Genomic DNA, 19,423 nt, shown 5'->3' with positions numbered 1-19,423 from the left:
GCGGTCCGATCGTGGGCAGGCGCTAGCTTCAGGCTATCGCCTACCGTGCGGGCTCACGCCGGTGGGAACTTAGAAGGACTCGACGTCGGCCGATCCGAGCTGCTGACGGCGAGCCTGGCGGTTCCGCAACCAACGGCGGGCAAGGTCCACGGCGGCCCAGATTCCAGCGAGGGGAGACAGCACAACCACGCCGTAGATGAAGATCAGCCACGTCAGGATGGCCAAGGGCTGCTGGGCTCCACTCAACCAGGACAACCCGCCGAGCAAGCCGATTGTCCAGAACAAAACCACGCCCACGAGCACGGCTCCCGCCGGAAAATACTCGCTCCTCACAACAGCCATCAGTGTCTCCACCGGCTGCCACCTGCCTTCCATCACCGCGCCCGAATAACTTCAGTATGCATCCGCAAAAACGCCGGACACGGTCAGCGCGCGGGCGAAGTGACGAACATAACCACGAGGGCCGTGTCGCCACGGATTTCGGGGCCTATGTGACGGGAGGAATGGCGGCGTAATCTGTAAACACGCACGCTCGATAGCTGGAAAAATGGCTCCGAAGAACAACCCGAAAAGTGGTTTGGCGCGGGTCCTGCGAAGGATCTTCGGATTCTTCGTGGTGAGTGCGCTGTGCGGCGTGCTGGCTGCCGGGCTGCTGGTCCCCGGCGTAGCGTCGGCCGGGATGGCCGTCAGCGGTTCGATCGAGTACTTCAACAACCTCCCGGGTGATCTGGTGGTCAACCCGCCGTCGCAGTCCACGAAAGTGCTCAGCGCGGACGGAAAGACGATCGCCACGTTCTATGCCGAGAACCGCGTGCGGGTCAGCCTCGACCAGATGTCGCCCTACATCAAGGATGCGATCGTCGCCGTCGAGGACAACCGCTTCTACGAGCACGGCGGCATCGACCCCCAAGGGATCCTGCGGGCATTAGCCTCCAATTTCACGAAAGGCACCAACGAGGGTGCGTCGACCCTGACCCAGCAGTACGTGACCAACGTACTCAACGAGTCCCGGTTGGCGGCCGGCCAGACGGGACAAGTGGTGCTCAGCGGTCAAAAGAACCTTGGTGACAAGGTGCGCGAAATGAAACTCGCCGTCGAACTCGAGAAGAAGTTCACGAAGGACCAGATTCTGGAGGGCTACCTCAACATCGTGTTCTTCAACCGGGACGCTTACGGCATTGAGGCCGCGTCGGAGCACTTCTTCAGCGTTTCCGCCAAGGATCTGAGCCTCCCACAGGCCGCCCTGCTCGCCGGCCTCGTCAATAGCCCCAGCTTCTACGACCCATCCGTCCACCCGGACAACTCCATCAAACGGCGCAACCTGGTGCTTGCGGACATGCTCGCGCAACACAAGATCCCGCTGGCAGCCTACGCGGCCGCCGTCGTCGCTCCCTTGAAGCTCAACATCACGCCCGGGAAGCAGGGCTGCGCCGCCGCGGACATGGCCGTATACTTCTGTGACTACATTTCCCACCTCATCCTCAACAACCCGGTGTACGGCGCCAGCGTCACGGACCGGGAACAGCTTCTTTACCGCGGTGGCTTGACGATCACCACCACCTTGGACAGCCGGCTGCAGGCAGTCGCACAGCAGCAGGTCGATGCCACGGCGGGGGCCAACCCGGACAAATGGGGCGCCTCCTTGGTGTCAGTGCAGCCCGGCACGGGCAAGATCCTGGCGATGGCTCAGAACACGGTGTTCCTGGCCGAACCCGGCAAATTCGATACCCAACTCAACTTCAACGTTGATTCCGTGGACGCCAACGGCAATGACCTCAACGGAGCCGGAGGCTTCCAGCCGGGATCCGCCATGAAGCCGTTCACCTTCACGGAGTGGCTCAACGAGGGCAAGTCCATGACCACGGTGGTGGACGCGTCGAGGAGGGTCTACCCGCTCGGATTCCCCTGGAGGGACAGCTGCGGGCGGGTGCTGGGCGGCTACAGCACGGCCCAGAAGATCGCCGGCCTGGGCACAGCTGACGATCTCCGCAACAACGACGAGGGCTACTACCGTCCGATGCCCGTGAACTACGGGCTCTACAACTCCATCAACACCGCAACCTTTGCCGAGGCGACCCAGTTGGACTTCTGCGGCATCCAGCAGGTGGTGGACGCGGTGGGCCTCCACAGTGGCGTGGACAACGCACCGGTGAACATGCACCAATTGGGCAATCTCCTCGGCGGCACCGAAATATCGCCGCTCGTGATGGCCGACGCCTTTGCCACTTTCGCCGACGACGGCACCTATTGCTCGCCGATCGCCGTCGTGGGCATCACGGATCCCTTGGGCGGGAAGCTGCCCGCCCAAGCCGGTTCGTGCCACCCGGCAATCAAGCCGGAGATTGCCCGAGGCGTCAACTCCGTGCTGCAGGACGTCCTGAAACGGGGATCCGGCATCTACATCCAGCCCAAAGTCCAGGACCTGTTCCCCACCGCCGCAAAAACGGGAACGAACAACAGCAACGGCTCTACCTGGGTGGTCGGATACACCACGGGGCTCGCCACGGCGTCCTTCTTCGGCGACACCATGGCAGGACAGAGCCGGGCCGGACAGAACGTCACGATCAACGGCAAGTTCTACACCGCCATCGACGGTTACATGCTGGCCGGGCCGCAATGGGCCAATTACATGACGCGGGTCGCCGGGTTGTACCCCGCGGCAGCTTTCCCTGCGCCGCCCGCGTCCATGGTGGGCACGCCCTCGCCGAGTCCTTCCCGGTGAGAATTCCAGTCGGTTAATGACCCGACAGGCCACACACCCCCGGGGTTACGCGGATTTCCTGTGAGTTCCGGAAGAGTTCGGCTACCCGCAATTGAACCTGTCGTGAACGTTTCTGCGATCACGCCCAATTCGGGGGACGGAGACCCTCCCCGCAACAAGAATCATCCGGGAACGCATTCTCGAACGATAAGAACGCAATAGCGAAGGGTCTTACTTCCATGAAGACAGCCAAGAAAAACAGGCTTGCCACAGCAGCGGTCCTGGGGGCCGTGCTGATGGCCGGGTCCGCGGTGGCGCCGGCGATGGCCGACGACGCTTCACGCGGCGGCCAGGACGTCCAGGGCCAGCAGGGATCAGACGGCAGCAAGGGCCAGGGTGGGCAGGGCGAAACCTCGAAGCACGTCCTGCTGCTTTCGGTGGACGGCCTTCACCAGAAGGACCTGGATCTCTACGTGAAGAACCACCCGACGTCGGCGCTCGCGTCGCTGGTCAACCACGGCACCAGCTACACTCACGCCCAGACTCCCGTGCCCTCGGATTCCTTCCCCGGCATGGTCGGACAGCTGACCGGCGGCAATCCCGGAACCACCGGCGTCTACTATGACGACACCTTCAACCGGGCACTCCTGCCGGTAGGCACCACGGACTGCAAGAACACCGCGCCCGGCGCCGAAGTGGCCTTCACCGAAGCGGCGGACAAGGACCAGAACGCCCTCGACGCCGGCCAGGGCCTGCCCGGCCTTCCCGGCAGCATCCTGAACATGACCGGACAGCCAGGATCGCTCCTGGACCCGGCAGCCCTCCCCGTTGACCCGGCGACGTGCAAGCCGGTCTACCCGCACCAGTACTTGAAGGTGAACACGGTCTTCGAAGTGGCGAAGAGCGCTGGCCTGACCACGGCGTGGTCGGACAAGCACCCGGCCTATGAAATCCTCAATGGCCCTTCCGGGAAGGGCCTGGATGACCTCTTCACCCCGGAAATCAACAGCAAGGCCGCCGCTCCGTTCACTGGCGACTGGACGCAGGACAATGCCGCTACCCAGCAGTACGACGGCTACAAGGTCCAGGCCGTGCTGAACGAGATCGACGGCAAGGACCACTCCGGCACCAAGACGGCCGCAGTACCGGGCATCTTCGGGATGAACTTCCAGGCCGTCTCGACGGCACAGAAGCTCCCGACGTCGGACGGCCTCACCGGCGGTTACCTTCAGGGCGGCACCGTCCCCGGGCCGCTCTTGAGCAAAGCCCTGGACTTCGTCAACGCTTCCGTGGGCAAGTTCGAGTCCGAGCTCGCCGCTTCCGGCCACGCCAAGGACACCACGGTGATGCTTTCGGCAAAGCACGGACAGTCGCCGATGGACTCTTCGACGCTGACCAGGGTTCCTGACAGCACAATCATCGACGGCCTGAACGCGGCATGGAAGTCGGCCCACCCGGGCTCGGCAGACCTCGTGGCCTTCTCCACCGACGACGACATCATGCAACTGTGGCTTTCGGACCACTCTCAGGCGGCAGCCCAGTTCGCCAAGGACTACCTGGCAGCGCACCCGGCCGCCGGCAACGACGTCAACGGTGCCGCCAAGACCGTGACGACCTCGGGGTTGAGCAAGGTCTACGCGGGCAGTGAAGTTGCAAACTACTTCGGCACCAAAACCAGCGACGCACGCTACCCGGACATCCTGGGCATCGCCCAGACCGGCGTGGTGTACACCGGCGGCAAGGCCAAGATCGCTGAACACGGCGGAGCCAGCGCGGATGACCGCGATGTGCCCCTCGTGATCTCAGGCGGCAACGACGAACACGCCCGGACGGTGACCACCGCCGTTGAGACGACGCAGATTGCGCCGACCATCCTGAAGACGCTTGGCCTGGATCCGAACAAGCTGCAGGCCGTGCAGATCGAGGGTACCAAGGCCCTCCCCCAGCGCTGATCCAGCGCGCTCCAAACAGTGGAGGGGTTCCGCGGCCGGACGGCCGAGGGGCCCCTCCCTTGTGATCTTCGGACCCGTGGCCGCACGAAATGAACCGTTCCGCTGGCGAAGCCTGCATTGGGCGCCACGCCACGTCTGCTTACAATCAAACGTCAGCAACTACTGAGGGAACCATGAAGAAAATCACCACTACCCTGCTCGCGGCCGGGCTCCTCCTCTCCGCTTCAGCCTGCTCCGCACCGCAGCAGCTGAGCACCGCGGACACCTGCAGCCGGGTCAAGACCGTCATCTCGAACCCCACGAACACCACGGACAAAACGGGAACCATCCGGGTAGCCAACCAGCTCCGCCCGATCGAAGCCGTGTCCTCGGATGAGCTGAAGCCCACCCTGAAGACGATTGTGGACTACCTGGACGAGTCCTCGAAGGACAGCCCGGATACCGCGAAGCTCAACGCCCTGAAGAACGATTACCAGAACGCGGGCACCAATTACAGCAAGTACTGCGGCGGCTAAAGCCAGTTTGCATTCCGTACCCGAGGACTGGCCATGGCTGCCCAGTCCTCGGGTGCATTGCGTCGGCACGGGCGTCCGCTTTCCCGGCTTCATCTTGCCTGTGAACGGACGCTGACGCCATGGATGGCTCGAACCCGCGGGACGTGTTCCGGATTCCCGGCTACCTGGCTTTCTGGTCGGCCTACACCGTGTCGGGCTTTGGAACCTACATCACCACCTTGGCGCTGCAGGTCCTGGTGCTGGATTCGCTCCGAGGTACCGCGACCGACGTCGGCCTGCTGAACGCGGCCCGGTGGCTCCCCTATCTTTTCTTCGGATTGCTCGCAGGTGCCCTCGTCGACCGACGGCCGCGGAAGCCCGTGCTCGTGGGAACAGACTTTGCGCGGGGCATCCTCCTGCTGGCCATTCCTGTTCTCTACGCGGTGGGACGGCTGAACCTCATTGTCCTCATCGTCTTCGTTGCTTTCTTCGGCGTGTTCTCCCTCTTCGGCGACGCAGCATCCCAGTCGTTCCTCCCTCGGATCGTGGCCAGGCGGGAATTGCTGGCTGCCCACGCGAGGGCCGACCAAAGCGATGCCGTCGCCCAGACTTCCGGCCCGCTCGTTGCCGGTGGCTTGGTCACGCTCCTGGGGGCTCCCTTCGCTGTCCTCGCCGACGCCGTTTCCTATCTCTTTTCCGCGCTGGCGATCTCCCGGGTGCGTGTTGTGGAGCCCCGGGAAATATCCGGCACGTCGCTGCGAGGCCTCCGCGCGGAGATTGCCGAGGGACTCCGCTGGGTCTACCGGCACCGCGTTCTTGCACCAATGGCCGTCGGATCCCACGTCTGGTTCCTCGCCAACAGCATGCTCGGGACCGTCTTCGTATCGTTCGTCTTGCTCGAATTGAGGTTGTCTCCTTTTGAGCTTGGCATCACCCTTGCGGCCGCCGGCGTCGCCGGGCTGCTCGGAAGCAGCTTCTCGACCAGGTTCGGGATGCGATGGGGTGCCGGGCGGGCGGTGATCATTTGCAATTGCCTCATGTCGGTCGGCTGGGCGATCATCGCCGTCGTGCCTACCGGAAACGGACAGAAGTGGCTCGTGATCCTCTTTCTGGCCGCGGGGCAGGCCGTCTACGGACTGGCCCTCGGACTGAGCAACGCGAACGAGATGGGCTACCGGCAAGCGGTAACACCGGACCATCTGCAAGGACGCATGAACACCACCATCCGGTCCGCGAACCGCGCGATGATCGTGGTCGGCGCACCCGCGGGCGGACTCCTCGCTGTATCAATCGGATACCAGCCGACACTGTGGATCGGAATTGCGGGATTCGCGGCGGCGGCGTTGCTACTTGCGGCCTCTCCGTTCCGCTCTGCGCGGCACGGGGACGCTGTCCAGGGCAGACGCCAGTAAGGGCTGCAGCTTCGCGAACCGCAGCCCGGCCGACGTTACAGCGCGGTGTGCTTCCCGAACGGATGGTGGCCCGTGGCCGGCTGTCCGTGGCTCCCCAGCCATTCGGACAGGGCCTCGCGCAAGATCTCGCTGGGCGTGAGGCTAAGCGTTTGTGAAGCTGACTCCAGGGCGCGGTCCAGTTCCCCGGGAATCTGGAAGTCCAAGGGCGAGGGACGGCGGTCTTCCTGCAACTCGGAAGGCACGCCATCGCCGCGCAACAGCTTGCCGACGGCTGGCTTCATGTCGTCTTCAGTCCACGCCGAAAGGCGCTCGAAATGACTCACATCTCGTGTCATGATTTTCCTCCCATCAATCAAGCATCCTCCGTTGTCGGGCCGCCGTCACCCTCTGCGAGTAATTACTCTCTAACCATCGCGAATTTGCGTCGGGCGCGGCGGGGCCAGGGGTTCATCTCCCGTTCCAGAGGGCCTGTTGGCTGGTCCCAGCGGAGGTCGACCGGGCCCGTTCGAAGACCCAGGAGTCGCAGAACGGACCCGGCGCTCACGCTTAAGGGTGAGACCGCGACGGACATCGATCAGCGCAGGGCTGGTGCCGTCAGAGTGATCTTAGGGCTTGGGCGGATTCCGGTCTAGGGAATCGAAGGACCGCCGTTGTAAAAAGTCATCGGCGCAAGAGGTAGCCTGCGGGCCACCCCGCGAAATCGCAGCTCGACGCGAAGACTGCATTTGCCTCGGGCCGCTGGTACGGTTCCCCCTCGGCCGCCACCTCTGGAGGAACGTCATGCAGGAAGTACCCGCCAATATCGAACTCCGTGCGGTACCCACCGGCCACGGCAGCACTCTTGCGCGCGTCCTCCCATCCGGTGTTGCCCCACCAGGCGCCAGGGGTCTCACCTGGGTTGGGGATCATCGCGTTCACGAAGACGATCTCTGCAACACCGGTCCGGGCGCCCACCATGGGCGCCGTGAAGCCTCCGAGCGATTGCGCAACCAGTACGACGTCGGGCCGGTCACCGATCGCCGCCTCAACCAAACGCGCGTACTCGGGCAGACCCGCATTTTCGTCGTCTCCCGCCAGGTCGACGGCAACAGCACCGTGGCCTGCCTCCTGGAGAAGGGGGACGACGCGGCTCCAGTACCAGGCCGAGCCGCCTGCCCCGGGCACGAACACGAACGAAGTCATGCCCACATTCTTCCCCAGATCGCCGCTCCCGCAAGGGACCCACTTCGGATGCCTTGGCCCGCTCTTTCCCTGCAGGAGGCCTAGTGGGAGGATGCCTATAGGTGCGGACCAGCTACGAGAAGGATGGGAAACGGCATGTCGACCCAGGAATCCGTGGAAACAGAGCGCAAGTACGACGCCGACTTGGAAACGCCCCTTCCCGCGTTCGAGGACATCACCGGCGTCGAACAGGTCGCAGACCCTGCGGATCATCAACTCGAGGCCGTCTACTTCGATACGGAAGGCCTGGTCCTTGCCAAGCACCGCATCACCTTGCGGCGCCGTTCCGGCGGCACCGATTCAGGCTGGCATTTGAAACTGCCGGCAGGCCGGGACAACCGAGTGGAGATCCAGGCGCCGCTGGGGCAGCCTGAAATCGTCCCCGAGGAGCTGGCGGAACGGCTCCTCGTCTTCACCCGCGGCGAGGAGCTCAGGCCCGTGGCCCGGATCCATACCCGCCGCACTTTGCACCGGCTGCACGGAAGCGACGACGTCACGCTGGCCGATTTCGTTGATGACCACGTGACGGCAGAGACCTTGCACCCGAGGCAACTGGAGAGTCGCTGGCGGGAATGGGAAATCGAGCTGGTCCACGGCGATGAATCCCTGTTCGAGAGCGCGGAGAGTGTCTTGTCAGGGGCCGGCGCAACCCCCTCCGGGCATGCGTCCAAGCTTGCCCGTGCCTTCGGCACGGCCTGGCCGGCAGCCGTGCCAGCGCCGCCAAAAGCCCGTCCGAAGGGTTCTGCGGGAGACGCAATAGTTGCCTACATCGCCGCGCAGATCGCTGAGATCACCGAACTGGATTCCGGAGTCCGGCAAGGCGCCGACGACGCCGTCCACCGCATGCGCTCGGCCACCCGCAGGCTCCGCTCGACGTTGTCCGCTTACGGCAAGCTCTTCGACGCCGATGCCGCGGATCAGCTCAAGGCCGAACTGAAATGGCTGAGCAAGGTCCTGGGCAAGGCACGGGATGCCGAGGTGTTGCGGGACCGGATCGGGGAATTGATGAATGAACAACCCGACGGCTCGGTGCCCGCTCCAGCTGCCAGCAGGATCAATGACGAACTCGAGGCCGCCTTCAACTCCGGGTATCGCGAGATGCTCCGCTCCTTGGGAACGAAACGCTATTTCCGGCTCCTGGAGTCACTCGAGGAGTTCCGCGACGAGCCTCCCGCGAAACCTCGTGCGGGGAAGAAGGCCGGTCCCGTCACGGCCAAGCTGGCCGGCAAAGCGGTCAAGCGGTTGCGCCGGTCCCAGAAGGCAGTGGCCGGGCAAACCGGCGTCGAAAGCGACAGGGCATTGCATCAGGTCCGTAAAGACGCAAAACGGCTGCGCCACGCAGCCGAAGCGCTGCGGGACGTTCACCGGAAACCCGCGGTGAAACTGGCCCGCAACGCCCAGAAGATCCAAAAGATCCTAGGAGAGCACCAGGACAGCGTTGTGAGCCGCTCGGTGCTGCTCCGGCTCGCAAGCGATACCGGCGGATCGGTCGAGGACAATTCGCCGTACGGTCCCTTGCTCGCTGCCGAAGAGCAGCGAGCAGCGGATTCCGCGGCCCGTTATGAAAAGCTCGCCAAGAAGAAGCGCCTGCATCCCCTGTGATGAACGTAACTGTGAGGGAGATGGCTAAGCGGCACGGGGATGGACCTCAGAGGCTCAGCCTTCGCACTCTACGCAGTACGCGTGACCGTTCTTTTCACGGGCAATCTGGGAGCGGTGACGGACGAGGAAACAGGAGTAGCAGGTGAACTCGTCTTCCTTCTGGGGAACGACCGCAATGATGAGTTCCTCGGCCACGAATTCGCCGCCTGGTACCTCGTTGCCTTCAAAAGCATCGGCTTCGTCCAGCTCCCGTACAACGCTGCGGGCATCCGGAGCATTGGCAGACTGCAGGGCCTGAAGTGACGTGCTTTGGGATTCCGCGACGTCGGAGCGGAGTTCGTCGTAATCGGTTGCCACCTGGGGTTATCTCTTCTCTTGTATATTTGCTGGCGAATGTGCAACATACACCATGCGGCTGCTATTCCCCACATAGTGGTCAAAATCGTGGCCCGATCGTCATGTCAGCTTCCGGTGGCTCAGCGCGGTCCGTTCGTCTGCTCAGGGCCTGGATCGGCCGGCAGGTCCGCGGCCCCTCCACGCTCGCGGCCGACGTCGCGGTGGAGGTCCCTGTCCAGCCCGTGGCCGTTGGCGAGCTGGGCGAGCAGCTCACCAAGTTCCGTGACCTGCTCCGTTGTCAGCGGGGCCAGGAGCTCTGCTTCATGCTGTTCGGCGATGCCGCGCAGTTCCCGCAGCACGCGCTTGCCGGCGTCGGTGAGATGGAGTTCATAGTTCCGCCGGTCCGTGCTGCTGCGGACTCTCTCCACGAGGCCGCGTTCCTGAAGCGAGTCGATGAGTGAGACCACCCGGCTGGGGACCGCGCCGAGCCGGTCCGCAAGGGAGCGCTGGCTCAATCCCGGAGCGCGACCGAGCAGGCGGATGACGCCGGCGTCGCTGGGCGTGAGGCCGATCTGCCGGGTGCGGTCGGCAAAGCGGGACGATGCCACGGCCCCTAGCTGCGACAAAAGAAAAGCGGTCCGTTTCGGCCGGCCCGATGTGGCTAAGTCCATGGATTCAGGATACATGCTTGACAGAATAATTCTAGAGGTGAACTATTTCAGTAGTGATGCAATTACGAAATATCGACCAGTACTGGAAAGGCCCAGCCATGAGTAGTCGTTCGATTCCCGACGAAGGCCGCCCAGCCCGGTCGGGCGGCCCGCACCCCGGCGTTCTAGCCCTCGTCAGCCTGGGCATTTTCCTCGCCAGCCTCATCACGTCCGCAATCCTGACGGGAGGCCGGACGTTCGTCTCGCCCTTTGCCCAGACGGAGCAGGTGGCCGCATTCTTCCAGCAAAACGTCGCCGCGACGCGAATCGGCGGAATGCTCCAATTCGGCTCCGCAGTGCCATTGGGCATCTACGCGGCTACCGTCTACGCCCGGCAGCTCCGGCTCGGGGTTCGCGTTCCCGGACCGGCCATTAGCTTCTTTGGCGGCGTCAGCGCGGCGCTCTTCCTGATGTTGTCGGGTTCCGTGACCTGGCTGTTGAGCCGGCCCGAAATCACCACGGATGTGACGCTCACCCACGCACTCGCCTTCCTCGCGTTCATCACCGGCGGCGTCGGCTTCGTCGTCGGAATCGGCCTCCTGATGGCGGGCATAGCCGTCCCCGCCTTGATCCTGGGCTTCATGCCACGTTGGCTGGCTTGGACCGGCCTGGTCATTGCCGCACTGTCAGAGTTGAGCTTCCTGTCCATGGCGATCGAGCCCCTTCAGTTCCTCTTGCCGATCGGCCGCTTCGGCGGCCTGCTCTGGCTGGTTGCCGCCGGCTTCCTGCTCCCGCGCACCCGGGCAGCAGCGAACCAGGAGCCCCGGGCGCATGCGCCCGGCACAAGCCAAATGCCCGGCGCAAGCAAAATGCACGGCGCCAGCCAGATGCACGGCGCAAGCCGGACAACGCCATGACGACGGCGGATCCCACCCGGCCGCTGTCCGGCAAGGTCGCTCTCGTCACGGGAGCGAGCCGCGGAATCGGCGCGGAGATCGCAACTGTGCTGGCTCGCGCCGGAGCAGACGTTGTTCTTGCCGCGCGCGACAGCGCAAGCCTTTCCCGGCAGCTCGCCGCCATTGCCGCGAGCGGCGGGAAAGCGGTGGCCATGTCCGTGGATGTGGCCGATGAGGACTCCGTGAAAGCCCTCATGGCCCACATCCGGGACCGCTTCGGCCGGCTCGACGTCGCGGTCAACAATGCCGCAGGCGGCGGGCGAACCCCGGCGCCCCTGGCCGAGTGGGCGAGCGCGGAGTTCGACAGCGCCATCTCAGTCAACCTGCGCGGAGTGTTCCTCTGCCTGAAATACGAAATCGAGCTCATGCTGGAAAGCGGAGACGGCGGTGCGATCGTGAACATGTCCTCTACCGCCGGCGAACAAGGCGTCTCCGGCATGAGCGGCTACGTGGCGAGCAAGTTCGGCGTCGGCGGCCTGACTCGCGTGGCCGCGCTCGACTACGCATCGCACGGGATCAGGGTCAACGCGATCGCTCCCGGCCCTATCCTCACCGAGCGCCTGGCCGGGGCTGGCGAAGCCGCCCAGGAGCGCGTGGCCGCCGCCGTGCCGCTCGGCCGGATCGGTTCCACGGCCGACATTGCTGCCGCAGCCCTGTGGCTCTGCTCCGAGCAATCGTCGTTCGTCACCGGAACCGTCCTCGCCGTCGACGGCGGCCGGCTGGCAGGAACGCCAGCGTTCAACACCGGCAAAATGGGAACCCAACCATGAATGACCTGAATTCCGACATCGAAGAGCTCAGCCTTCTCTAGGCAAGTGCCGAACGGAACAATGACGCACCCGCGCTGGAGAACTTACGGCGCCCGAACCGTGCCACCCAAACCGCGCCACTGCAGGCCCCGCCCTAGAACGGCGGGGGTTCTGGCCGCTGGAGCAAATGGACCGTCCTGCCAACATCTGCCGCCTCGGTCCTGTATTGCCGACGGAGGGGCGACTTCCACTCGAGGTCGCCGGTTGGTGAGGACTGTCTATAGCTCCAGGCGCCTATGGACTTCAGTGCGTGGTGCTTTCGGCAGAGCATTGCAAGGTTGTCGGCGTCAGTGGTGCCGCCATCCTGCCACTCGGTGATGTGGTCGGGTTCGCAAACGACAACCCTCCGCGTGCACCCGGGGAACCGGCAGGTCCCGTCACGGCACTGCAGGTACCGGCGAAGCGCCTTCGGTGGACGGTAGGCCGTGCGCCCCACACCCAGGACCTGGCCGCTGGTGCAGTCCGTGAACAGCCGTTGCCACGTTGGCGCAAGGGCCGCCATGCGCCGGGCCGTTGCAGCGTCTATTGGTCCGTATCCTTCGAGTTCAGCTGTTTCGAACTCGCCACCGCCGGGCACGATGCTTCCGCCAAAGACGGATCCAACGGGAATGGTTACCACGACCTCGGCGCGGAATGCCCCGGATTCGGGCACGTCAGATCCACCAAAGAGACGGTAGGCCAGCGCATCCGCGCGGAGCTCCGACAGCGTGCGGGAATCGAGGGCAGCACCAAAATCGGACGTAGGGTGCGGCCCCGGAAGATCTCCAAGCTCCGCAGCCCGCGCACTGGCCTGCCGCGCATCATGGTCGAGGCCGTTGTAAATGGCCATCCCGACCTCCGCCGTGAGGAACGCAGACAACGTGCACATGCCGTCCGGTTCGGCCGTGAACCACACGCCGCGCTCACGCTGGGCAGACTCTTTGCGGGCGATGATGCTTTCGGGGTGCACGTGCTCCCGCAGCCGCCGCAGGCAGGCGCGGAACTCTGACGGCGTGCGGCGCCGGCCCTGCCGCGTCCGCGTGCGCAGCAGGGCCACGGTAGCGAATTTTTCGGCGTGCTCGGCTGGGAGGGAGCGGGCCTGGTCGAGAATGATCCGGGCGTGCATCTCGGAGATCTCCCCGGCCTCGACCGCCTCGAGGACTGCCCACTGGGACGTAGCAAGATCCGCGGCATCATTGAGCAAGCGCGCGGCCGTGCCCTCCGTCAGGGCGCAGGCGGTGGACACTTCGGAGACAGCCAAGGCATGGGCTTCGTCCCCACCGAACCGTACCGGCTGCCTCTCGTGCCTCCTCGGGGATTCTTCACCGATTACTTCTTCAACGCGGACCAGGGCCTGATACTTGACGGCCGTGGCCCAGGCAATGAGCCTGTCGGTCGATTCCACAACACTGAGCGCATCGTCGGCACTGAGGAAGGATGCGAGCGGCAGGCTCACGGTGCCAACCAGCGGCGAATCCTCCCGGTCTGTGAAGCTGACGGCCGGAAGCCATGCATCGCCTTCCGCTCCGAACACCCGGTTTTCCACGCCTGCCCCCTTCCTGGATTCCTGCCCCTCAACCATGCGAGGCCACTCGGCTGCCTGACACTTTCAGGCTAGGGGGAGGGTCTGACATTTAAGGTGCCGGCCGAGCGGTCACCGCGAACAGGAGAGGGCCAGATTCCACTACCGGGTTTCCCAAGCGTTCCCTAGCCGGGAGTGCCCCAGAGACGATGCCACCACGACCGCTTGCCCGCAAGCTCCTGGTTCACGGATTCCCGGGCCGCGGTTGCCTCGGCAGTCGCCGCCCGGCGCTCGCGCCAGCGTTCCAGTTCGACGCCGACGTCGCGGGTTTTCGTGATTACCGGAGGGCCACCCTGGAGCTGGCGCCGCGCGTCGATGACCCGGGCGTTGAAGTCCTCCACCAGATCTCGCACCTGCGTTTCCGAGTAAAGGGCGTCAAGCTTCGCATCCAGTTCGGCATCCTCGGTGCGGAGCAGAATGGCCTTCGGGCCGAGTCCGCTGAGATGTTCGCGCTGGATGAGGCCCTTGACCCACCAATCGGGATCGTAGCGCTCCCCCAGCCCAGGAATCGGCTTGCCCGCGTACTTCAGGTTGTCGAACTTCCCTTGCGCCATGGCATCGCGGATCAGGTATTCCACCCGAGCGGCGTCGTCAACCTTCTTGCGCTTCTGCCGCACTTCTTCTTCGGCGGCCTCCAGTTCGGCTTCTTCCTCGGCCGTCATGCCGGTTGCGCGGATGCTCCGCAGCTCCATGGCTCGCTCCAACCGGCGCTTGAACGCACTGTTTTCGCCATTCACGGTCAATCACCGCCTTTGCCTGCGGAAATCCTGGATCTGCGTCCAAGTATTCCGCAAACGGGACATTGCCGGGATGGCTTTCGCGGAATGGCCCCCTGTTCACGCCCGGCACACCTCACTAACCTGACTGGTAACGGCTAGTTCAGGAAGAGGGTCACCATGGACGAACAGGGCATTCTGCACCACATCCAATCGCTGGTGGAAGAGGAACGGGAACTCCGGGAGAAGGCAGAGGCGGCCCCGCCGGGTCCTGGGCATGCCCCCGACCGAGCCAGGCTGGAGCGCATCGAACAGGACTTGGATCAGAGCTGGGATCTCCTGCGGCAACGGCGGGCCAAGAGGCAATACGGGGAGAACCCGAACGAGGCCAAACCACGGCCCCCGAAGCAGGTGGAAGGCTACACCGGCTGAGCCGCCCTACAGCGCCGACCAGCCGCCGTCGGACGCGAGGATGGCGCCGTTGACGTTGGTGCCGTCGTCACTGAGCAGGAAGGTGATGGACGCCGCCAATTGCGCGGCGGTCGCAGGGTTCGGGACGGTGGCCTGCATGAGCGGGCCGAGGCGTTCCGCGGCCAGCTGGGATCCCCACGTCGCCTCGATGTTGGTGATGGTTGGCCCGGGGGCGACGGCGTTGAAGCGAAGGCCCTTCGGCCCGTACATCACGGCCGAGTTCTTGGTCAGGCCGACGACCGCGTGCTTCGACGCCGTGTAACTAGCGCCGGCGGGGGAGCCGCGCAGCCCGGCCTCCGAGGCGACGTTGACCACGGAGCCGGTCCCGGCGTCGAGCATCAACGGCACCACGGCGCGGGTCAGGCGCATGAGCGCGGTGACGTTGATCCGGAAGACGCGCTCCCACATAGCGTCGTCCACTTCGTGGATCGGAGTGAAGTTGTCCATGATGCCGGCGATGTTGGCGAGGGCGTCCACGCGGCCGCCGGCGGCAATGACGACGGCGGCAATGGTCTCCTCACTGGAGATATCGCCGGCCACAGGCACTAGGTCCAGGCCGTTGTTTTCCTCGACCAGGGCATCGAGGCGCTCCTTGCTGATGTCGGCGGCGATGACCCGGCCGCCTTCCTTCGCGACGCGCAGGGCCGTGGCCTGGCCGATGCCGGAGCCGGCTCCGGTGACGATGACTGTCTTCCCGGCAAAACGGCCATTGATCGCGGCTTCCTGCCATGCATTTTCGTTGCCCATGATGTTCCTCCTGAACGTGTTGGTGGCGTTCCATCCACCTTATGACACTCCGTGTCATTATGTAAGAGTGGATACTGGAGAGATGCCCTCAGACCATACGAAGCCCGTCATCGGGCGCTCCACCGGACGCCCGGCGACCATTGATCCGGACGCCGTGGCTGGCGTCGCGCTCCGGCTTTTTGCCGAAAACGGCTACGAGCGGACATCAATGGAAGACATCGCTCGCGAGGCCGGAATCGGGCGGAAAAGCCTCTACCGCTACTTCCCCAGCAAGGCCGACCTCGTCTGGGGCGGCATGGAACCGGTGGTGGAAGCCTCGGGCCGGGCGCTGGAGAGCGCTCGCACAGCGGACGCGCACGACGTCGACACGTCCGACGGCGGCATCCTCGCCGGGCTGGCGGCCGCCGCCGTCGCCGGGGTTTCGGCGCTCCCGGACCTTACCGTCACGCGCGGGCGCCTGCGCTTGATTGCGGAACACCCGGAGCTGGCGAGCAGGAGCTACGACGCCCTGGCCCCACAACGGGACCGGGCACGGCTCTACCTCGTTGCGCGGGGCGTCAGCGAAAGCGCGGCAGGCTATCTGTGCGCCGCCTATCTCGGGGCGACGTTCGAAGCGTGGATGCAGTGGGCCACCGGGACGGAGCCGGATCCGGTGCCGTATTTGCTTGAGTCCATGGCCGTGCTGCGGGTTCCGACCGCCGGACCCGGCGGATAACTTATGCCTGGGAGGGCAAATGACAATTCGAAGCGCGGGCATTCTGTTGTACCGGCGGAATTCCGCGGCGGAATGGGAATTCTGGATAGCCCACATGGGCGGCCCCTTCTGGGCCCATAAGGATGCACGCGCCTGGTCCATTCCCAAAGGCGAATACCTCGAAGACGAGGATCCGCTCGTCGCCGCCAAGCGTGAGTTCGCCGAGGAGATGGGCACTCCCCCGCCCGCCGTCGACTATCACCAGCTGGGCATCTTCCGGCAACCGTCGGGCAAACTCGTGGCGGCTTTCACTGCGGAGTCGGATTTTGAACCGGAGAGAATCGTGAGCAACACCTTCGAGCTGGAATGGCCACGCGGATCCGGTGTCATCAGGAGCTATCCGGAGATTGACGACGCCATCTGGGCCACAGAGTCCGTTGCCCGCACCAAACTGGTAGGCGGGCAGGTGCCGATCCTCGACGCGTTGATCCTGCAGCTTGGGAGTGGTGGCTGAGCCCGGCCCCGGACCGGTCAGGAATGGAGAAGCGCCGCTTTCGGGCCGCGCCTAGAATGGCGGTCATGGACAACACCGTCCGCGCCAGCTTCGTCCCGGACGGCAACGTCCTCGGGCTGCTTCAGGATCCTCAATAGCCAAGCAGACTTGCCCGCGAAGACCGAAGACGACCCCCGCGTACCAGATGGAGACACGATGAGCACGGCCACGAGCACCGACACGCAGTCGCTTGAGCTGCATACTGCCGACACCCACGATCTGATTCGCGTGCAGGGCGCGCGGGAGAACAATCTCAAGGACATCAGCATCGAGCTGCCGAAGCGTCGGTTGACGGTGTTCACGGGCGTTTCGGGCTCGGGCAAGAGTTCACTCGTGTTCGCCACGATCGCCGCGGAGTCGCAGCGCATGATCAACGAGACGTACAGCACCTTCGTCCAAGGGTTCATGCCGACCATGGCGCGGCCGGACGTGGACCTGCTCGAGGGACTCACGACGGCGATCATCGTCGACCAGGAGCGGATGGCCGCGAATACCCGTTCCACCGTCGGAACCGCCACCGATGCGAACACCATGCTGCGGATGCTCTTCAGCCGTCTTGGCCAGCCGCACATCGGATCGCCCCAAGCGTTCTCGTTCAACGTCGCCTCGGTTTCCGGCGCGGGCGCGGTCACCTTCGAGCGCGGTGGTACGACCACGAAGGAGCGGCGGAGTTTCAGCATCACCGGCGGCATGTGTCCGCGCTGCGAAGGTCGGGGCTCGGTCACCGACTTCGACCTCACCGCACTGTACGACGCCGGAAAGTCACTTTCGGAGGGCGCCCTCACCATTCCCGGCTACAGCATGGACGGATGGTTCGGCCGCATCTTCGGCGGCTCCGGCTTCTTCGACATGGAAAAGCCGATCAGCAAGTACACGAAGAAAGAACTCCACGACCTCCTCCACAAGGAGCCCACCAAGATCAAGGTCGAGGGAATCAACCTCACCTACGAAGGCCTGATCCCGAAGATCCAGAAGACCATGCTCTCCAAGGACCCGGAGGGAATGCAGCCGCACATCCGCGCCTTCGTGGAGCGGGCGATCACCTTCACCACGTGTCCCGAATGCGATGGCACCCGGCTCACCGAAGCGGCCCGCTCATCCAAGATCAAGGGAATCAGCATCGCCGACGCATGCTCGATGCAGATCAGCGACCTTGCCGAATGGGCACGGGGCCTCGACGAACCCTCAGTGGCACCGCTGCTCAAAGGGCTGCGGCACCTCCTCGACTCGTTCGCTGAGATCGGGCTCGGCTATCTCTCGCTCGACCGGCCCGCAGGCACCCTCTCCGGCGGTGAAGCGCAGCGTACCAAGATGATCCGGCACTTGGGCTCCTCGCTCACGGACGTCACCTACGTCTTCGACGAGCCCACCATCGGCTTGCACCCGCACGACATCCAGCGCATGAACAAGCTGCTGCTGCAATTGCGGGACAAGGGGAACACCGTTCTCGTCGTGGAACACAAACCGGAGGCAATCGCGATCGCCGACCACGTCGTCGACCTCGGTCCCGGCGCTGGCACCGCCGGCGGCGAAGTGGTCTTCGAAGGCACCCTCGAAGGGCTGCGGTCCAGCGGCACCCTGACCGGGCGCCACCTTGAGGATCGCTCGACCCTCAAGAAGACGGTGCGGACAGCCGCCGGCGCACTGGAGATCCGCGGGGCCAGCGAGAACAACCTGCGCGACGTCGACATCGACGTTCCGCTCGGGGTCCTGGTTGTGGTCACGGGCGTCGCAGGTTCGGGGAAGAGTTCGTTGATCCACGGCTCATTGTCGAAGCGGGACGGCGTCGTGTCGATCGACCAGGGCGCGATCAAGGGCTCGCGGCGGAGCAATCCAGCGACGTACACGGGACTGCTTGAGCCCATCCGCAAGGCGTTCGCGAAGGCAAATGGCGTAAAGCCTGCGCTGTTCAGCGCGAATTCCGAGGGCGCATGTCCTACGTGCAACGGCGCGGGCGTCATCTACACGGATCTCGGGTTCATGGACACTGTCGCCACTCCGTGCGAAGAATGCGAAGGCAAGAGATTCCAGGCATCGGTGCTGGAGTACCACCTCGGCGGCCGCAACATCGCTGAGGTATTGGCGATGTCGGTGAAAGAGGCGGAGGAGTTCTTCTCTGCCGGCGAATCAAGGATCCCGGCGGCCCATGCGATCCTCCAGCGGCTGGCCGACGTCGGACTCGGATACCTCAGCCTCGGCCAGCCTCTCACCACCCTTTCCGGCGGCGAGCGGCAGCGGATCAAGCTGGCCACCCACATGGGCGAAAAGGGCGGCGTGCTGGTTCTCGACGAGCCCACCTCGGGCTTGCACCTCGCCGACGTCGAACAGCTGCTTGGCTTGCTCGACCGGCTCGTGGACTCCGGGAAGTCGATCATCGTCATCGAGCACCACCAGGCGGTCATGGCGCATGCCGACTGGATCATCGACCTCGGACCGGGCGCCGGTCACGACGGCGGACTGATCGTTTTCGAGGGCACGCCCGCCGATCTCGTCGCAGCGCGTTCCACCCTCACCGGCGAGCACCTGGCGGCTTACGTCGGACAGTGAA

Annotated in this window: 19 protein-coding genes; 11 read left to right on the top strand and 8 right to left on the bottom strand. The window is 64.6% G+C overall.

Features of this window, described 5'->3' with window-relative positions; all coding sequences use genetic code 11:
* Positions 1–69: 69 nt before the first annotated feature.
* Positions 70–342 carry a hypothetical protein gene (locus ACSBOX_RS02780; protein ID WP_442544701.1) on the bottom strand — a complete coding sequence of 91 codons (273 nt, stop codon included), beginning with the start codon at positions 340–342 and terminating at the stop codon, positions 70–72.
* A gap of 205 nt (positions 343–547) precedes the next feature.
* On the opposite strand from ACSBOX_RS02780, the gene ACSBOX_RS02775 reads away from it, so the two are divergent.
* The 4 genes from ACSBOX_RS02775 (at position 548) to ACSBOX_RS02760 (ending at position 6,559) form a co-directional block, all read left to right on the top strand.
* The gene (locus ACSBOX_RS02775) at positions 548–2,722 is read left to right on the top strand and encodes a transglycosylase domain-containing protein (protein ID WP_442544700.1); all 2,175 of its coding nucleotides are present in this window, start codon (positions 548–550) and stop codon (positions 2,720–2,722) included.
* A gap of 218 nt (positions 2,723–2,940) precedes the next feature.
* Positions 2,941–4,653 carry an alkaline phosphatase family protein gene (locus tag ACSBOX_RS02770; protein ID WP_442544699.1) on the top strand — a complete coding sequence of 571 codons (1,713 nt, stop codon included), beginning with the start codon at positions 2,941–2,943 and terminating at the stop codon, positions 4,651–4,653.
* A 173-nt stretch (positions 4,654–4,826) separates the two neighbouring features.
* Complete coding sequence (locus ACSBOX_RS02765; RefSeq protein ID WP_442544698.1) at positions 4,827–5,168, top strand: hypothetical protein; 342 nt, start codon at positions 4,827–4,829, stop codon at positions 5,166–5,168.
* A gap of 119 nt (positions 5,169–5,287) precedes the next feature.
* A complete protein-coding gene (locus ACSBOX_RS02760) occupies positions 5,288–6,559 on the top strand; it encodes an MFS transporter (RefSeq protein ID WP_442544697.1) in 1,272 nt (423 codons plus the stop codon).
* A 35-nt stretch (positions 6,560–6,594) separates the two neighbouring features.
* Here ACSBOX_RS02760 and ACSBOX_RS02755 read toward each other — a convergent pair whose 3' ends face one another.
* Together ACSBOX_RS02755 and ACSBOX_RS02750 are read right to left on the bottom strand one after the other, a co-directional pair.
* Complete coding sequence (locus ACSBOX_RS02755) at positions 6,595–6,894, bottom strand: hypothetical protein (RefSeq protein ID WP_442544696.1); 300 nt, start codon at positions 6,892–6,894, stop codon at positions 6,595–6,597.
* A gap of 325 nt (positions 6,895–7,219) precedes the next feature.
* Positions 7,220–7,741 (bottom strand): alpha/beta fold hydrolase, encoded by a 522-nt coding sequence (locus ACSBOX_RS02750; RefSeq protein ID WP_442544695.1) that lies wholly within the window; start codon positions 7,739–7,741, stop codon positions 7,220–7,222.
* A gap of 135 nt (positions 7,742–7,876) precedes the next feature.
* Here ACSBOX_RS02750 and ACSBOX_RS02745 point away from each other — a divergent pair, with 135 nt between their 5' ends.
* Positions 7,877–9,382 carry a CYTH and CHAD domain-containing protein gene (locus ACSBOX_RS02745; RefSeq protein WP_442544694.1) on the top strand — a complete coding sequence of 502 codons (1,506 nt, stop codon included), beginning with the start codon at positions 7,877–7,879 and terminating at the stop codon, positions 9,380–9,382.
* 54 nt (positions 9,383–9,436) lie between these two features.
* Here the strand turns inward: ACSBOX_RS02745 and ACSBOX_RS02740 are convergent, their stop codons facing one another.
* Entirely contained in the window at positions 9,437–9,739 is a 303-nt protein-coding gene (locus ACSBOX_RS02740) for a DUF4193 domain-containing protein (RefSeq protein ID WP_059389433.1), read from the bottom strand.
* 119 nt (positions 9,740–9,858) lie between these two features.
* Complete coding sequence (locus tag ACSBOX_RS02735; protein WP_442544693.1) at positions 9,859–10,389, bottom strand: MarR family winged helix-turn-helix transcriptional regulator; 531 nt, start codon at positions 10,387–10,389, stop codon at positions 9,859–9,861.
* A gap of 98 nt (positions 10,390–10,487) precedes the next feature.
* Between ACSBOX_RS02735 and ACSBOX_RS02730 the strand changes: the two genes are divergently transcribed.
* Entirely contained in the window at positions 10,488–11,285 is a 798-nt protein-coding gene (locus ACSBOX_RS02730; protein WP_442544692.1) for a hypothetical protein, read from the top strand.
* Positions 11,282–12,094, top strand: a complete 813-nt coding sequence (locus ACSBOX_RS02725; protein WP_442544691.1) for an SDR family NAD(P)-dependent oxidoreductase — start codon at positions 11,282–11,284, stop codon at positions 12,092–12,094. Before ACSBOX_RS02730 ends, ACSBOX_RS02725 begins: the two co-directional genes overlap by 4 nt.
* 133 nt (positions 12,095–12,227) lie before the next feature.
* On the opposite strand, the gene ACSBOX_RS02720 is transcribed toward ACSBOX_RS02725, so the two are convergent.
* A complete protein-coding gene (locus ACSBOX_RS02720; RefSeq protein WP_442544690.1) occupies positions 12,228–13,658 on the bottom strand; it encodes a DUF222 domain-containing protein in 1,431 nt (476 codons plus the stop codon).
* Between the two features lie 161 nt (positions 13,659–13,819).
* Positions 13,820–14,431, bottom strand: a complete 612-nt coding sequence (locus tag ACSBOX_RS02715; RefSeq protein ID WP_442544689.1) for a J-domain-containing protein — start codon at positions 14,429–14,431, stop codon at positions 13,820–13,822.
* Between the two features lie 159 nt (positions 14,432–14,590).
* On the opposite strand from ACSBOX_RS02715, the gene ACSBOX_RS02710 reads away from it, so the two are divergent.
* Positions 14,591–14,842, top strand: a complete 252-nt coding sequence (locus tag ACSBOX_RS02710) for a DUF2630 family protein (protein ID WP_442544688.1) — start codon at positions 14,591–14,593, stop codon at positions 14,840–14,842.
* 6 nt (positions 14,843–14,848) lie between these two features.
* Here ACSBOX_RS02710 and ACSBOX_RS02705 read toward each other — a convergent pair whose 3' ends face one another.
* On the bottom strand, positions 14,849–15,628 hold the full coding sequence (locus ACSBOX_RS02705) for an SDR family NAD(P)-dependent oxidoreductase (protein ID WP_442544687.1): 780 nt from the start codon (positions 15,626–15,628) through the stop codon (positions 14,849–14,851).
* 82 nt (positions 15,629–15,710) lie between these two features.
* On the opposite strand from ACSBOX_RS02705, the gene ACSBOX_RS02700 reads away from it, so the two are divergent.
* The 3 genes from ACSBOX_RS02700 to ACSBOX_RS02690 all read left to right on the top strand — a co-directional run bounded on the left by ACSBOX_RS02700 (position 15,711) and on the right by ACSBOX_RS02690 (position 19,422).
* The gene (locus ACSBOX_RS02700; protein WP_442544686.1) at positions 15,711–16,343 is read left to right on the top strand and encodes a TetR family transcriptional regulator; all 633 of its coding nucleotides are present in this window, start codon (positions 15,711–15,713) and stop codon (positions 16,341–16,343) included.
* 19 nt (positions 16,344–16,362) lie between these two features.
* Positions 16,363–16,836, top strand: coding sequence for an NUDIX domain-containing protein (locus tag ACSBOX_RS02695; RefSeq protein ID WP_442544685.1), 474 nt, complete (start codon positions 16,363–16,365; stop codon positions 16,834–16,836).
* Positions 16,837–17,031: 195 nt separating this feature from the next.
* Positions 17,032–19,422, top strand: a complete 2,391-nt coding sequence (locus tag ACSBOX_RS02690; RefSeq protein ID WP_442544684.1) for an ATP-binding cassette domain-containing protein — start codon at positions 17,032–17,034, stop codon at positions 19,420–19,422.
* Position 19,423 lies beyond the last annotated feature (1 nt).

Source organism: Arthrobacter sp. KN11-1C (genome assembly GCF_052180225.1).
In the GTDB taxonomy this organism is placed as follows: Bacteria; Actinomycetota; Actinomycetes; order Actinomycetales; family Micrococcaceae; genus Arthrobacter.
Note: the sequence above shows the minus strand (reverse complement) of the source record. Positions and strands in the feature narration are given on the sequence as shown.